We start from the raw sequence: 14,901 nt of genomic DNA on the forward strand, positions 1-14,901 counted from the left end.
GTTCTGCGCGGCGCCGTGCTCGTGCTCGGTGCGGTGTGGGCGCTGCCCAATACGGTCCTGGGGCTGGTCGCCGGCACGGCAGGCCTCGCCTTCGGCGCACACGCGCATTGGCGCCCGCGCGATCTGGCGATCGTGTTCCACCACTGGCCCTGGGGGCCGGGCGGCGCGCTCACCTTGGGCAACGTGATCCTGCATACGGGCTACACATTGGATTCGACCTGCGTGACCTATGCGCATCGCGCGGGGCATCGCGAGGAAGCCCCGATCGTCCTCGCCGATCACGAACGCGCGCATGTCTACCAGTACATGGCGCTGGGCCTGTTGTTTCTCCCGCTGTACCTGGCCTGCGGCGGCATCAGCGCGCGCAACCGCTTCGAACGCGCCGCCGATCGCTACGCGCAGACCGGCCGCGGCTGGTGGCCCTGGGCGTGAATCTCTTCCAGCAGCCCGCGTGGGTGCACTGGGTGTTCGAGGTGCTGGCCTATACGGTCGGCTTCCGTTTCTATCTGGCCTTGCGGCGACGCGCGCCGGGTTATGCGCTCGCCGATCGCGACCGCAATCTGATCGTGATCGTGTTCGCGGCCATGGGCGCCGCGCTGGGTTCGAAAATCGCGTATTGGCTCTACGATCCCGGCACGGCATTCGCGCAGTTTCCCGACTGGCGCGCACTGCTCGGCGGCAAGTCCATCGTCGGCGCGCTTCTGGGTGGGCTGGTGGGCGTGGAAACCGGCAAGCGCGTGGCTGGCGTGCAGCGCTCGACCGGCGATCTGATGTGGCCCGCGCTGCTGTTGGCGATGCTGATCGGACGCATCGGCTGCCTGCTGACGGCATTGTCTGACGGCACCGCGGGCGCACCGACCGCGCTGCCCTGGGGTGTCGATTTCGGCGACGGCGTGCCGCGGCATCCGGCGCCGCTGTACGAAATCCTCTTCCTGGCCGTGCTGGGCGCCGTGCTGTGGCGCGGTCGCGATCGCTTCGTGCGGGAAGGCGATGCCTTCCGCCTGTTCCTCGCGTCGTACCTGACATTCCGACTGCTGCTGGATTTCCTCAAGCCGATGCCGACCGCCTACCTGGGCCTGGTATCGGGCCTGCAGCTGCTGTGCCTGGCCGGCCTGCTGTATTACGCTCGCGACATTCCGCGCCTGGGGAGGGCGATGCTGCGATGACAGGGAAGGTGCGGCCGTATCTGTTCTACGACAGCGCGGTGTCGATCTGCGCGACCTGCCTGCGCCGCGTGGAAGCGAAGATCCTGATCAAGGGCGACGACGTCTTCCTGGAGAAGTGGTGCCCCGAGCACGGCCGCGAGCGCGTGCTGATCGCCGACGATGCCGCGTACTACCGCAAGGCGCGCGAAGTGTTCATCAAGGCGCCGGAGATGCCGTTGCGCTTCAACACGCCGCAGCACTGGGGCTGCCCCTATGACTGCGGGCTGTGCCCGGAGCACATGCAGCACAGCTGCCTCACCCTGGTCGAGCTCACCGACCACTGCAATCTCAAGTGCCCCGTGTGCTATGCCGGTTCCGGCCCGCACCGCAGCGGCTTCCGCGACCTCGCCACGATCGAACGCATGCTCGATGCCGTGGTCGCCAACGAAGGCGAACCCGACGTGGTGCAACTCTCGGGCGGCGAGCCGACGCTGCATCCGCAGTTCTTCGAAGTACTCGACGCCGCGCGGCGCCGGCCGATCCGCCACCTGATGGTCAACACCAACGGCCTGCGCATCGCCAAGGAGCCCGAGTTCGCCGCGAGGCTGGCGCAATACCAGCCCGGGTTCGAGCTGTACCTGCAGTTCGACTCGCTGCGCGACGAGGTGCACCAGGAACTGCGCGGGGCGCGCCTGCGCGACATCCGTTTGCGCGCATTGGAACACCTCAACCGCCACGACATTTCGACCACCCTGGTGGTCACCGTCAAGAAGGGACTCAACGACGGCGAACTCGGCGAGATCATCGACTTCGCCCTGCAGCAGCCTTGCGTGCGCGGGGTGACCTTCCAGCCGATCCAGGACGCCGGGCGCAATGAGAATTTCGATCCGGCGAAACACCGCCTGACCTTGAGCGAAGTACGTCGCCGCATCCTCGAACAGACGCCGCGCTTCACGCCCGACGACCTGATCCCGGTGCCGTGCAATCCAGACTGCCTGGCGATGGCTTATGCGCTCAAACTCGGCAACGACGTGGTGCCGCTCACGCGCTTCGTCAGTCCGAAGACGCTGGTCGAGGCCGGACGCAACACCATAGTCGTGGAACGCGACGAAGGCCTGCGGGCCAAGGTGTTCGAGTTGTTCGCCACCAACCACTCGCCCGAATCGCAGGCCTGTTCGCTGTCCGATCTGTTGTGCTGCCTTCCGCAGGTGCAGGCGCCGCAGGACTGGACCTACCGCAACGTGTTCCGCGTGCTGATCATGCAGTTCATCGACGCGCACAGTTTCGACCTGCGTGCGGTGAAGAAGAGCTGCGTGCATATCGCCCAGCCCGACGGTCGCATCATCCCATTCGACACCTACAACCTGTTCTATCGCGACGAACAGGCGCAGCGCCTGCAGCGCTTGCGCGACGAAATCCGCCCCGCGCCTGCGCAGGCGCAACCGGACACCGCCGAGGTCGACGCATGAATTCGCCCTACGAACCGCCGGCCTCCCGCCCAAGCAATGGCGGCATCGCGCGGCCGGCGCGCAGTCCGCTATGGCGCGGCTTCGGCTGGGGCTGGGCTGCGATCGCATTCACCTTCCTGTGGACGGGCGTAGCGTTCCCGCTGTTTTCCCGCTTCATTTCGATGGGCGGCTCGATGGGGGGCGGCTTCCTCGAAGGCGTGCTTTGGCTGGTACTGCTGTTTGCGCCGACCCTGGCGCTGATGGCGTATTTCGCCCGCCGTCGAGAGTGGAGGGCGGTGCTGGGCGTCGTGCTCGCCTGGGCCAGCGGTATCGCGCTGGTGCTGCTCCTCGTCGCCGCCTGCCTGGGCATCATGGGCGCCGGCCGGTTTGCTGGCTGAATGGCCGTATCGGGTGCTACCGCACGCGACACGGCTGTCTTGATCCTGCAATAACAACCGTCGCGCTAACCTCGCAGGCGTCGGAGAACAAGCGACGAGCCTGAAAACTCGCTGTAATAACTCCGGCACGGAAGGCTCAGCCGAGTAGAGGATCAAACCTCGAAGACTGGGCCTTCTCTATGTCTGGCGGGCCTGATGGCTAAACAGATGCCGGTACCTCTGCGGCTGGCACCGAAGGTACTGATCCGGCGCTTTGACCGTCGCTCCCAGATGCGCCGCGGCGTGCCAGGGCCAGCGAGGGTCGTACAGAATGGTGCGGGCGAGCGCGACCATGTCAGCGTCGCCGTTGCCGATGATGGCTTCGGCTTGCTCATAACTCGTGATCAATCCCACCGCGACGACTGGGATCTTGACGGCGCTCTTCACCGCACGCGCCAACGGAACCTGGTAACTCGGCCCGACGGGAATCGCCTGCGCAGGATGCAGGCCACCGCTGGACACGTGGATGACGCTGCACCCGTGCTGCTCCAGCTGTTGGGCGAAGGCGAGCGTTTGCGGCAGGTCCCAGCCGCCGTCGACCCAGTCGGTTCCCGAAACGCGCACGGACACGGCTCGTTCCGCGGGGAACGCATCCCTCACCGCAGCGAAAACCTCGAGCGGGAAGCGCATCCGGTTTTCCAGCGAACCTCCGTACTCGTCTTCGCGTGCGTTGGACAGCGGCGAAAGGAATTGATGCAGCAGATAGCCGTGCGCGGCATGCAGCTGGATCGCATCGACGCCCACGTTCGCGGCACGCACGGCGGCGCGCGCAAAGGCGTCCCTGATGTCGCGCAGGTCCTGGCGGCTCAAGGCATTCGGCGCCGCTTGCCCGTCCTTGTAGGGAATAGGGGAGGGCGCGACCGTCTGCCATCCCAGCGCGCTGTGCGGAGCGAATTGTTCGCCGCCCTTCCACGGAACCTCGACCGAAGCCTTCCGGCCCGCGTGGCTCAACTGGATGGCGATGGGCATGTCCGACCATCGGCGAATGCCATCGAGGGTGCGACCCAACGCGGCCTGCGTCTGGTCGTTCCATAGCCCGACGTCGGCATAGCTGATCCGGCCTTCCGGGACGACCGCTGTCGCCTCGATCGTCAGCAGCGCCGCTCCCGACAGTGCGAGTTGTCCCAGATGGATCAGATGCCAGTCGTTCATGCACCCGTCCTCCGCGGAGTACTGGCACATCGGTGCAATGACGATGCGATTGGCTAACTGGAGCTGGCCGATGTTGATCGGCGCAAAGAGGGCTGGCTGGGCCACGACGGACTCTCCTCAAGAGCAGCGATTGAACCGCTTCGACCGTCTCCTTGGCAATGTTGCATCACGAAATTCTTCACGCCTGCTCATGCTCCGCGGGCATGTCGAACTGCCAAGCCGACATTGCCGGATAACTCTCTGTTTACCCCATTTCGAATCCGCGCCGATCTAATGGCCCCGCATCGCAACGGAGGCCTTACATGCGCATCACCATCATCGGTGCTGGATTCTGCGGCAGCGCCCTCGCCATCGAACTGGCACGCAATGCCAAGCCGCAAGTGGATATCTGTCTGGTCGGTATCAACGGCAATTTCGCCCGCGGCGTCGCCTACGGCGATGCCCGGCCCGAACATCTGCTCAATGTGCGTGCGCGCCAACTCGGACTGAAGGCCGAGATCCCCGGCGACTTCGCCGACTGGCTTTGTCTCACGTCCGCGGCGCGGGATCGCTTCCTGCCGCGGCTGGCTTACGGCGAGTACCTGCGTGCGCGCCTGGCCGCCGCCTCCGAATTGACCGAAGCCACGCTGGCCTGCGTCGAACAGGAGGTCATCGCGGTCGAGCGTCTCGATCGCGGCTTCCGTCTGCATTTCGCCGATGGCGGCGCGCAGTTGAGCGATCAGGTCGTACTGGCGATCGGCGCCTTACCGCCGCAGGCGCTGGCGGGCGTGGGTCCTGCGCTGACGGTGCATCCCAGCTACGTGGCGTGGCCCTGGCGCGAGGGCGCGATCGATCGAATCGACACCGAGGCCAGCGTCCTCATCGTCGGCACGGGGCTGACCATGGCGGATGTCGTGGTCACCTTGCGCAGACGCGGCCATACCGGGCCGATTCACGCGCTTTCGCGCCATGGCCTGCTCCCGTGCGCACATAGCGAAGAGCCGTCCCCGCCGATCTCGCTGCCGCCCGCCATCCTGCATGCGCTCAATCAACGCGACCTGCGTCTTTTGCTCAGCAAGCTGAGAAGTCTCGCCCAGGTCGTGCCCGACTGGCGCAGCCTGGTGGACGCGGTGCGGCCGTATCTGCAGGACTTCTGGCGCGGCCTGCCCATGCCCGACCGCGCCCGCTTTCTCCGCCATGTGCGGCCTTACTGGGAACGCGTCCGCCATCGCATCGCGCCCGCGGTAGCGGAGGAAATCGAGACCCTGCTCCACAGCGGGCAACTGCGCGTCAGCGCAGGGCGCCTGCTCCGCGCACGCCGGCGCGATGGCGCCATCGCCGTCTCCATTCGCGAACGCGGTCGCAGCGAAGTCAGTGTCGAGCGCTACGACGTACTGATCCGCGCAACCGGCCTGGATACCGACGTCGAACGCACGCCCGACCCACTGATCTCCAACCTGCGCGAAGCGGGTCTGCTCGCCGCCGATCCGCTGGGCCTGGGACTGCAGACCACCGAGCACTTCAATGTCGTCGATCGCGCCGGACAGCCCGTCGAAGGACTCTATGCGGTCGGCCCGCTGCTGCGTTCAGGGCTGTGGGAGATCACCGCGGTAGCGGAACTGCGGGTGGCGGTGAACCAGATCGCGCGCAGCCTGCTCCACGAAGGAGGATTCTCGGCCCATGGCGAGCAGGGCAACCTGATGAGGTACCCGCAGCGGGCGTGGCGAATGAATGGGTAGGCCTTCGCGTCAATGAACTAGCCTGCCGGAAAGCTTTGCGATCGTTTCTGCGCATTCGTGCGCACCCTTGAGAACGGCGAACTCGTACGAATCAACGTTGTCGCCGCTCTCCAGGGTGTAGCGCTGCGCAAGGTCAGCGCCGGCGCGGAAAAGAATCTCGACGATATCCGGGCGCTTGCCAATTACCGCGCCAAATACCGGATCGTTGTACGAGGCCTTCTGCTCTATGGACGCCCCGAGGCGAAGTAGTGCTACGACATTTTCCAAGCGGCCGTTGCAACACGCCGAATGAAGTGCGGAGTCTTGAAAGGTTTTGCCTGGCAAATTGACATGGAAGCCGAGATCGACCAGCAGCTCGATCATTTCTGCGCTTGATTTGGCGGCAGCGTAGTGGAGCAGGGTCCCGCCCGCAAAGAAGGTGTGAGCGTTGACGAGCTCCGGATGGGCGACAAGGATCTGCTTTGTCTTCTCGATCGAGCCATCGGCGATGCAGTCGAACGCGGCTGCCAAGGGTCTTTGCGTTTGCAGTGACATGAGTGCTGATCCCTATCCGCAACAAGGTTTCTGTTGTTGGATGGGAGGACAAGCAACCGTGCCGTAAGAGCAGAAGACGCAGCAGTCTCCCTGCTTCGGATGCAGCACCGCACCGCAGCCAGTGCACTCGTAGAAGAACTGACAAGCCGTTGTCGGCATGGTCTCCGTACTCTGATGCCCGCATTGCGGGCAGGTCAGGATGCTCTGCAGTTGCAACTCAGCCACCGTTCGCCCTCGCTCTTGCTGGGAACCCCGCGTCGCACGCCAGCGTGGCCAGGCTGAACCAGAGGCGCCAGGCATCCAATGCGGTCAGGTTGGCGAGGCTGGCCCCCACGATGGCGGTCAATGGTGATTTGGCTGAGGCGCTGAGCATGGGGGCATAGTACGGCCCGTACCCAACGTTCGGAACTTCCTCGTCCGGCGCCTGCTCCAAGGCGATATGCGGCGGCCGGGAATTTCATACGCCGCCAATTCCAGGAGTACCATCCCGTCCCATGACCCGGCGCACCCGCCACCGCCTGCAGATCGCCACCCTGGTGATCATCTGCCTGCTGTTCCAGCAGGCGGCGTTGGCCGCGTACCTGTGTCCGATGGAGCAGATGCCCGCCGAAACCAAGGCGATGTCCGAGCACTGCGCCGAGATGGGTATGGCGCAGAAGCAGGACAATCCGGCCCTGTGCCAGAAGCATTGCAGCCCGGACCATTCGGTCGCAGTCGACGTGGTCAAGCTGACGGTTCCGCCCTTGGCCCTGCCGGCGCTCATCCTCGCGCCGGTGTACGTGCAGCCGATCTCCCACGTCGCCGTTCAGTCCGACGTGCCGATCGCGCAATCCGATCCGCCTCCACGGCTGCGTTTTTGCAGTCTTCTGATCTAGCCCCCGAAACGACGTAGCGAATTCGCGCCGGCGCCGATGTGCCGTGCGCGTTGCCATGTCCGTTTCGGAGGTGTCATGAACTCCCGTTCTGATCGTTGCCGGTCCCGGCGCGCTTACATGCGCATGCTGGCCCGGACTTTGTGCGTCGCCGTCTTAGTGGCGCCGCTTGCGGCCTGGGCCGCGTCCCCCATTTTCACGTTGCCCGAGGCCGTGCGCCTCGCCGGTGAACGTGCCCCGATGCTGGAAGCACGTCGTGCCGGCATCTCGGCGGCGCAGGAAGAAGCGGCGCGCGCCGGCGCCTTGCCCGACCCGATGCTCACCGTCGGCATCGACAACCTGCCGGTCACCGGCAGCGACGCTTTCGATACACGCGTCGACGACATGACCATGAAGAAGATCGGCTTGCGGCAGGAAATTCCGTCGCGGGCGAAGCGCTCGGCACGTCGATCCTTCGCGGCCCGCCAGATCGATGAGGCGAAGGCGCAGGCCGAGGCCGAAGGGCTTAGCGTGCGCCGCGCCGTCGCCGAAGCATGGATCGCCGTGTGGGCGGCGCAGCGCGAATTGACGGCGCTGCAAAAGCTGCGGGAACAGGCGGCATTGGCCGCCAATGTGTCCAAGGTCCGCATGGGCAGCGGCGGCGAAGCGATAAGCGATGCACTGGCCACCCAGGCCGCGCTGTTGGAGTTGGATAACCGCATCGAAGCGGCGCGTGCAGAGAAGAAGGCCGCGCAAGCCGGCCTGGCGCGTTGGCTTGGCGATGCCGCGGTCGAGGTCAGCGATACCGCGCCCAACTTCAACGCGTTGCCGGTGTCGGAAGCCGAACTGCTCGCCGCGGTCGATCGGTTGGCACCTTTGCTGCCGGCTACCGCGCAGGTCGAAACGGCTGCGGCCGCTATAGACATAGCCCGCGCCGACAAGCGCCCGGATTGGACCGTGGGCGCCTCGTACGGCCAGCGTTCGGGCGAGCGCAGCGACATGCTCCTGTTCGAGGTCGGCATCGGTCTGCCGTTGTTCACGCGCAACCGGCAGGACCGCGGCGTTGCCGCGCGTGAGGCCGACTATCAAGCCGCGCTCGCCAGCCGCGAAGACCTGCGCCGTCAGGAAGCTGCGCGCATCCGCGCCGATCTTGCCCGATGGGAAGGGTTGAAGCGGCAAGTCGCGTTGCATGAAGACTCGCTGCTGCCGCTCGCGCAGGATCGCAGCATGACGACGCTTGCCGCCTACCGCGCCGGCGGCGACTTGCAGCCGTGGCTCAACGCCCGTCGCGACGAACTCGATGTCCATCTCGCCCACGCCGAGCACCTCGGCGAACTGGGGCGCGCCTGGGCCGCATTGGCCTTCCTGCTGCCGACGGAGGCACAGCCATGACCCGCTCCCATCGTTTCATCGTGATTGCCGCGGTGCTGGTTGCACTGCTGGGCGCCGCTGGCCTCGGCTACTTATTGGGACGCTCGCGCGATAGCGCGTCCACCACTGCAGGCGCGGCTTCCGGCGACCGCAAGGTTCTGTACTGGTACGACCCGATGGTGCCAGGCCAGCACTTCGACAAACCGGGCAAATCGCCCTTCATGGACATGCAGATGGTGCCGAAGTACGCCGATGAGGCGAGCGCTGGCGGCGTTGCGATTGCACCCGGCGTGCGGCAGAACTTGGGCATTCGTACGGTCGAAGTAAAGCGCGGCCAGCTGCAAAGCGCGATCCGCGTGCCCGGCACGATCGCTTGGGATTTGCGTCAGGAACGCATCGTGAGTGCTCGCGTCGATGCCATCGTCGAACATCTGCACGTGCGCGCCCCGTTCGAGCCGGTGCGCGCCGGACAACCATTGGCCAGCCTCATCGCGCCAAGTTGGAACACCGCCATCGCGGAAGCACGCGCCTTGGGTGGCGCGCACTCCGCGGCGGCGCGTGACTTGCAATCGGCCGCTCACGAACGCCTGCGGGCGTTGGGACTGCCCGCGGGGAGCGGTACGCGTGGCGACCGCGTCACGTTGACGTCGCCGGTGACCGGCGTGGTCAGCGAGATCGGTGCGCGCGAAGGACAGTCCGCAGCGATGGGCACGCTGCTGTTCCGCATCAACGGCACTCGCACGGTCTGGCTCGAAGCGGCCATTCCGCAAGCGGGTGTCGCAGGCATCAAGGCGGGAACGCCGGTGGTCGCGACCGTCGACGCAGTGCCGGGCGAAACATTTCACGGTCGCGTCGAAACATTGCTTCCGCAGGTCGACATGACCAGTCGTACACAGCGGGCACGCATTGTGCTGGAGAACCCGGCCGGTGCGCTCGCGCCAGGCATGTTCGCGCAGGTCATTTTGAAACCCGCGGCCGGGATCGAACGTCCCCTGGTCCCAACGGATGCATTGATCGGCGCCGGAACACAGGCGCGAGTGATCGTGCTCAGCGCCGACAACACCTTCCGGCCCGTGCGCGTGGAGACCGGGCGCAGCAGCGAGGGCATGACGGAAATTCTCGCCGGGCTGAGAGGCGGCGAGCGCATCGTGGCCTCGGGACAGTTCCTGATCGACTCGGAAGCCAACCTTTCAGGAGCGCTCGAACGTCTCAATGCAGGTGCCCAGACGACGGCTCCCGATGAAGCGGCACAGATGCCCAGCGAGGTCATGCCTGGCATGCCCGAAATGGCACCGCCGGCTGCGCCCCGCGCCGCAGCGCGGACATGCCCGGTCCTCTATTGGTACGACCCGATGATGCCGGACCAGCACTTCGACAAGCCAGGCAAGTCGCCCTACATGGACATGGCGCTGGTACCGAAGTTCGCGCCGGAGGCGGGTACGGATTGCACTATCCGCGACGTGCCCACCGCGGAGGCGAAGCCATGATCGCCGGCATCATCCGCGCCTCGATCGCCAATCGGCTGTTCGTGCTGGTCGCCGCGATCGCGCTCGCCGTGCTGGGCCTCTGGTCGGTGGCGCACACACCGCTCGACGCCTTGCCCGACCTCTCCGACACCCAGGTCATCATCCGCACCGAATGGCCCGGACAGACACCACGCATCGTCGAGGACCAAGTCACCTATCCGCTGACCACGACGATGCTGTCGGTGCCGGGCGTCAAGGCGGTGCGCGGCTTCTCGTTCTTCGGCGACTCGTTCGTCTACGTGCTGTTCGACGACAAGACCGACTTGTACTGGGCGCGCTCGCGCGTGCTCGAGTACCTGAGTCAGGTGCGCGATCGCTTGCCGGCGCAAGTCAGTCCGGCGATCGGGCCGGATGCTACGGGCCTGGGCTGGATCTACGAGTACGCGTTGGTCGATCGCACCGGTCGGCATGACCTGGGGCAATTGCGCGCCCTGCAGGACTGGTTCTTGCGCTACGACCTCAAGACCGTGCCCGACGTGGCCGAAGTCGCGAGCGTTGGCGGCATGGTGCAAGCCTGGCAGATCACACCGGATCCGCAGGCGTTAGCCGCCCGCGGCATCACCATCAACCAGCTGACCGCGGCCATTCAAGCGGCCAACGGCGCCACCGGCGGTTCGGTAATCGAACAGGGCGAAGCCGAGTTCATCGTACGTAGCGAGGGCTACCTGCGTTCGCGCGGCGACTTTGAGCGTGTACCGGTCGCTACCGGCGCCGACGGCGTGCCGGTCCTGCTGCAGGACGTTGCGTCCGTGCAGCGCGGCCCCACTTTGCGGCGCGGGATCACAGAGCTGGACGGAGAGGGAGAAGTTGCCGGCGGCGTGATAATCCTGCGCTCGGGCAAGAGCGCCCTGGCCGCGATCGAGGCGGTAAAAGCCAAGCTGGCGGATCTGAAGGCGAGCCTGCCGCCTGGCGTGGAGATCGTGCCGACCTACGACCGCTCCGAACTCATCCTCGAAGCCGTGCACAACCTCACCCGCAAGTTGGGCGAAGAGTTCCTCGTCGTTGCACTGGTGTGCGCACTGTTCCTGTGGCACGTGCGTTCCTCGCTGGTCGCGGTGATCACCTTGCCCCTGGGCGTGCTCGCCGCGTTCACCGTGATGCACTACCAGGGCATGACCGCGAACCTGCTGTCGCTGGGCGGGATCGCAATCGCCATCGGCGCCATGGTCGATGCGGCCGTGGTGATGATCGAGAACGCGCACAAGCACCTGGAGCAGTTCCGCGAGGAACGCAGCCGGGAACCGGACGCCGGCGAGCGCTGGCAACTGATGGCGGATTCCGCGAGTGAAGTCGGCCCGGCGTTGTTCGTCAGCCTGTTGGTCATAACGCTGTCGTTCGTACCGGTGTTCGCGTTGCAGGCGCAGGAAGGCAGGTTGTTCTCGCCTCTGGCCTACACCAAAACCTACGCGATGGCGGCCGCGGCCGGTTTGGCGATCACGCTGATCCCGGTGCTGATGGGCTACCTGATCCGCGGCCACATTCGCGCCGAAAAAGACAATCCGCTCAACCGCGCCCTGATCGCGCTCTATCGCCCCGTACTGGATGCAGTGCTGCGCTTCCCGGGGGCAACGCTGGCGCTGGCCGGCGTGTTGCTGCTGTTGAGCGTGATGCCGCTGCTGCGCCTGGGCAGCGAGTTCATGCCACCCCTGGAGGAGGGGACTCTGCTGTACATGCCCTCGGCGCTGCCCGGCCTGTCGGCCGGCAAGGCGAGCCAGTTGCTGCAGCTGACTGACCGCATGCTCAAGACGGTGCCCGAAGTGGATCACGTCTTCGGCAAGGCGGGCCGCGCTGAGACCGCGACCGATCCCGCGCCGTTGGAGATGTTCGAGACCACGATAACGTTCAAGCCGCGCAGCCAATGGCGACCGGGCATGACGCCCGAGAAGCTGCGCGAGGAGCTCGATCGCGCGGTCAAGGTGCCGGGCCTGACGAACCTGTTCGTGCCGCCGATTCGAAACCGCATCGACATGCTGGCGACGGGCATCAAGAGTCCGATCGGCATCAAGGTGAGCGGGTCGGACATCGCGGTGCTGGCGCAACTTAGCGACCGCATCGAACAGGTCGCGCGCACCGTGCCCGGCGTGAGCTCGGCACTGGCCGAACGCATCACCGGAGGGCGCTACCTCGACGTGAAGGTGAAGCCCGACGTCGCGGCGCGCTACGGGTTGAGCCAGGCCGAAGTACAACGCCTGATCGCCACGGTAATCGGCGGCGAGCCGGTCGCGGAAACCATCCAGGGCCGCGAGCGTTATCCGGTGGTGGTGCGCTATCCGCGCACGGTGCGCGATTCGTCGGCGGCGCTCACGCAGGTCCCGCTGCTCGCGCCCAATGGCATGCAACTGACGCTGGGGCAGGTGGCGGAGATTGGGGTTACCGAAGGCCCGCCGATGCTGCGTAGCGACAACGCCCGTTTGACCAACTACGTGTACGTCGACGTGGCCGGCCGCGATCTGGGATCGGTGGTGGCCGACCTGCAACGTGCGGTCGCCAGGCAAGTACCGATGCCAGCCGGCTACGCCGTGAGCTGGTCGGGACAGTACGAGTACCTCAAGCGCGCCAGCGAGCGTCTACGTATCGTGGTGCCGGCAACCCTAATGATCATTTTCGGCCTGATCTACCTGGTGTTCCGACGCGCCTCTGAGGCCGCCATCATCATGCTCAGCCTGCCACTCGCGTTGGTGGGCGGCCTCTGGCTGATCTGGGCGATGGGGCACGCCGTGTCGGTCGCGACCCTGATCGGGTTCATCGCTTTGGCCGGCGTCGCCGCCGAGTTTGGCATCATCATGCTCCTGTACCTGCGCCACGCCTGGGAGCGACAGCTCGCCATCAATCCCGATGCCGGCGAAGACGAACTGGACTTCGCCATCCGCGAAGGCGCCGTGCAACGCGTGCGACCGAAGGCCATGACCGTGGCCGTGATCCTGGCGGGTCTGCTCCCGATCCTGATCGGTACCGGCGCCGGCTCGGAAGTCATGCAACGCATTGCCGCGCCGATGGTAGGCGGCATGCTTAGCGCGCCGTTGCTATCAATGGTGGTGATTCCGGCGGCCTACCGGTTGCTGCAGCGACGCCGACTTACGCGATCGCGGCAGGCGCGCACCCATCCGTCCCGTCGATAGGCCGACACGACCGGGCGCGGCATGGCGCCGCGCCCTAGCTGAGTTAGCGGGATGGTCTCAGCCCAAGACCCACTTAGTCATGTGTGACCGAAACCACGATCGAAGGTCGTTTGCAGCCATAGGCCCCATCGGCAATCCCTTCATTCGCACCACAACGGGAGATCGCCCGTGAAAGCATTCCTGACTGCAATGTCGGTCGCGCTGCTTGTGATCGCATCCCAGGTGAGTCAAGCCGCCGATAAATCAGCACAGCCGATTCATGACGCCGACCTGGAAGCCATGCTCGCCAAGTATGCGGGGGCAGCGACACAGTTCTACAACGGCCAACCCGATGCGGTCAGAGCCCTGTGGTCGCACGCGGACGATGTGACGCTATCCGGCGCAGCAGGCGGTCCGACCGCGAAAGGGTGGAAAGAGGTCAGTGCCAGACTTGGCTGGGCAAGCTCGCAATTCCTGGATACCAAGGGAACCAAAGCGATCGAGCAGGTCCAGGCCACGGCGAGCGGCGACTTCGCCTACATAGTGCAGTACGAACATATCCGTTACCGGCGTTCCGGGCAGGCCGAGGACGCCAAGCGGGACTACCGAGTCACCACGATTTTCAGGCGTGAGCCGGAAGGCTGGCGGGTGGTTCATCGCCATGCGGATACCTTGATGGAGAGGCAGCCCATCCAGTGAAAAGGTCCACTGAGTAAGCGTCCGCCGAAGGCTTCCAGCGAGTAGTCGGCTAAAAGCAATGAGCGCATCGGCTAGCCCTCAGGTCTTAGGTCATTCGGTGAACCGAAATGTGCACCGGTGTCCGCCTTTGTCAGCCATTACATCGTCAGACACGATAACTTGGAACTCGCCAGGGGCGTTGAAGATCTTCTGCCGAATGCCGTCAGTAGCCTCGACCTCCGCATCGACGTAGTACTGAAATAGGACGGTCTTTTTGAAGTCTGGAGACGGCATGTCGAGAATCTTGTCCTTTGCGACGAGGACGAAACGAGCACCATCGCTCTTTCTGACAATGGCCAGCTCGCTACCGTGCCGAGGGCCAAGACCAATCAGGAGTGTCCCGGTAGAACGGACTTCTTTGGGGCATGTTAGCGGTCGGTCCCGGCGCAGTCCCACCTGCGCGGCTTGGGCCGTACTGCAGATAAGCGCCAGCATGAAAATCACGATGTTCTTCATAAGGGTTGACGCCTGGTTTAGGCGGAGCCGCGAGCGACTACCGGTTGGATGAATTGTCAGCCTAAAAGCCCGGATGCTTGAGCAACGCTGAAAGCCTTCATCGCTGTGCTTAGCGCAGAAAACCCTACTGAAACCCGGGCCAGCCCACCCCATGCGGGGTTCTCTACGTTGTGCGCGCATCTCCAGATGCAGATCCACGCGAAGACCAGGTAGCCCAAATAGAGGGGCAGCAGTACCAGCAGCGCAATCGAACCGAGCGAAGAGGAGGAAAGCACGCTGGACCAAGCGACCGCCAGAGCGGCCGCTGCTGCAAGGAACGCGATTTGACCGGCGATCCCTATCAGCCAATAGGCCTGCCATAGGCGGGCCGTGCCGCGCCAGCAACGACTGAATATGTTTGGCTTGGCCGCTCGCTGGGGAGTAGGGG

General features: G+C 65.2%; 14 protein-coding genes. 10 read left to right on the forward strand and 4 right to left on the reverse strand.

Features of this window, described 5'->3' with window-relative positions:
- The first annotated feature begins 3 nt into the window (after positions 1–3).
- The 4 genes from ACYVJ8_RS03430 to ACYVJ8_RS03445 are packed head-to-tail and all read left to right on the forward strand — an operon-like array spanning position 4 to position 2,991.
- On the forward strand, positions 4–432 hold the full coding sequence (locus ACYVJ8_RS03430) for a hypothetical protein (protein ID WP_460711014.1): 429 nt from the start codon (positions 4–6) through the stop codon (positions 430–432).
- On the forward strand, positions 429–1,166 hold the full coding sequence (locus ACYVJ8_RS03435) for a prolipoprotein diacylglyceryl transferase (protein WP_460709483.1): 738 nt from the start codon (positions 429–431) through the stop codon (positions 1,164–1,166). The genes ACYVJ8_RS03430 and ACYVJ8_RS03435 overlap by 4 nt, the downstream gene beginning before the upstream one ends.
- Positions 1,163–2,614 (forward strand): radical SAM protein, encoded by a 1,452-nt coding sequence (locus ACYVJ8_RS03440; RefSeq protein WP_460709484.1) that lies wholly within the window; start codon positions 1,163–1,165, stop codon positions 2,612–2,614. The genes ACYVJ8_RS03435 and ACYVJ8_RS03440 overlap by 4 nt, the downstream gene beginning before the upstream one ends.
- A complete protein-coding gene (locus ACYVJ8_RS03445) occupies positions 2,611–2,991 on the forward strand; it encodes a hypothetical protein (RefSeq protein WP_460709485.1) in 381 nt (126 codons plus the stop codon). Before ACYVJ8_RS03440 ends, ACYVJ8_RS03445 begins: the two co-directional genes overlap by 4 nt.
- Before the next feature lie 177 nt (positions 2,992–3,168).
- On the opposite strand, the gene ACYVJ8_RS03450 is transcribed toward ACYVJ8_RS03445, so the two are convergent.
- Positions 3,169–4,287 (reverse strand): NADH:flavin oxidoreductase/NADH oxidase, encoded by a 1,119-nt coding sequence (locus ACYVJ8_RS03450; protein WP_460709486.1) that lies wholly within the window; start codon positions 4,285–4,287, stop codon positions 3,169–3,171.
- Positions 4,288–4,484: 197 nt separating this feature from the next.
- On the opposite strand from ACYVJ8_RS03450, the gene ACYVJ8_RS03455 reads away from it, so the two are divergent.
- Positions 4,485–5,900, forward strand: coding sequence for an FAD/NAD(P)-binding protein (locus ACYVJ8_RS03455; RefSeq protein WP_460709487.1), 1,416 nt, complete (start codon positions 4,485–4,487; stop codon positions 5,898–5,900).
- A gap of 9 nt (positions 5,901–5,909) precedes the next feature.
- On the opposite strand, the gene ACYVJ8_RS03460 is transcribed toward ACYVJ8_RS03455, so the two are convergent.
- Positions 5,910–6,434, reverse strand: a complete 525-nt coding sequence (locus ACYVJ8_RS03460; RefSeq protein ID WP_460709488.1) for an ankyrin repeat domain-containing protein — start codon at positions 6,432–6,434, stop codon at positions 5,910–5,912.
- Between the two features lie 12 nt (positions 6,435–6,446).
- A complete protein-coding gene (locus tag ACYVJ8_RS03465) occupies positions 6,447–6,650 on the reverse strand; it encodes a GDCCVxC domain-containing (seleno)protein (RefSeq protein WP_460711015.1) in 204 nt (67 codons plus the stop codon).
- A gap of 278 nt (positions 6,651–6,928) precedes the next feature.
- Between ACYVJ8_RS03465 and ACYVJ8_RS03470 the strand changes: the two genes are divergently transcribed.
- The 5 genes from ACYVJ8_RS03470 to ACYVJ8_RS03490 all read left to right on the forward strand — a co-directional run bounded on the left by ACYVJ8_RS03470 (position 6,929) and on the right by ACYVJ8_RS03490 (position 13,979).
- A complete protein-coding gene (locus ACYVJ8_RS03470) occupies positions 6,929–7,309 on the forward strand; it encodes a hypothetical protein (RefSeq protein WP_460709489.1) in 381 nt (126 codons plus the stop codon).
- 123 nt (positions 7,310–7,432) lie between these two features.
- Positions 7,433–8,677 (forward strand): TolC family protein, encoded by a 1,245-nt coding sequence (locus tag ACYVJ8_RS03475; protein ID WP_460711017.1) that lies wholly within the window; start codon positions 7,433–7,435, stop codon positions 8,675–8,677.
- Positions 8,674–10,143 carry an efflux RND transporter periplasmic adaptor subunit gene (locus ACYVJ8_RS03480; protein WP_460709490.1) on the forward strand — a complete coding sequence of 490 codons (1,470 nt, stop codon included), beginning with the start codon at positions 8,674–8,676 and terminating at the stop codon, positions 10,141–10,143. The genes ACYVJ8_RS03475 and ACYVJ8_RS03480 overlap by 4 nt, the downstream gene beginning before the upstream one ends.
- Positions 10,140–13,301 (forward strand): efflux RND transporter permease subunit, encoded by a 3,162-nt coding sequence (locus ACYVJ8_RS03485; RefSeq protein WP_460709491.1) that lies wholly within the window; start codon positions 10,140–10,142, stop codon positions 13,299–13,301. The genes ACYVJ8_RS03480 and ACYVJ8_RS03485 overlap by 4 nt, the downstream gene beginning before the upstream one ends.
- Positions 13,302–13,469: 168 nt before the next feature.
- Positions 13,470–13,979: a nuclear transport factor 2 family protein gene (locus tag ACYVJ8_RS03490; protein WP_460709492.1), complete on the forward strand. Its 510-nt coding sequence runs from the start codon at positions 13,470–13,472 to the stop codon at positions 13,977–13,979.
- A gap of 90 nt (positions 13,980–14,069) precedes the next feature.
- Here the strand turns inward: ACYVJ8_RS03490 and ACYVJ8_RS03495 are convergent, their stop codons facing one another.
- Positions 14,070–14,474: a hypothetical protein gene (locus tag ACYVJ8_RS03495; protein ID WP_460709493.1), complete on the reverse strand. Its 405-nt coding sequence runs from the start codon at positions 14,472–14,474 to the stop codon at positions 14,070–14,072.
- Positions 14,475–14,901 lie beyond the last annotated feature (427 nt).

The sequence above is a fragment of the Lysobacter terrae genome (assembly GCF_054782215.1).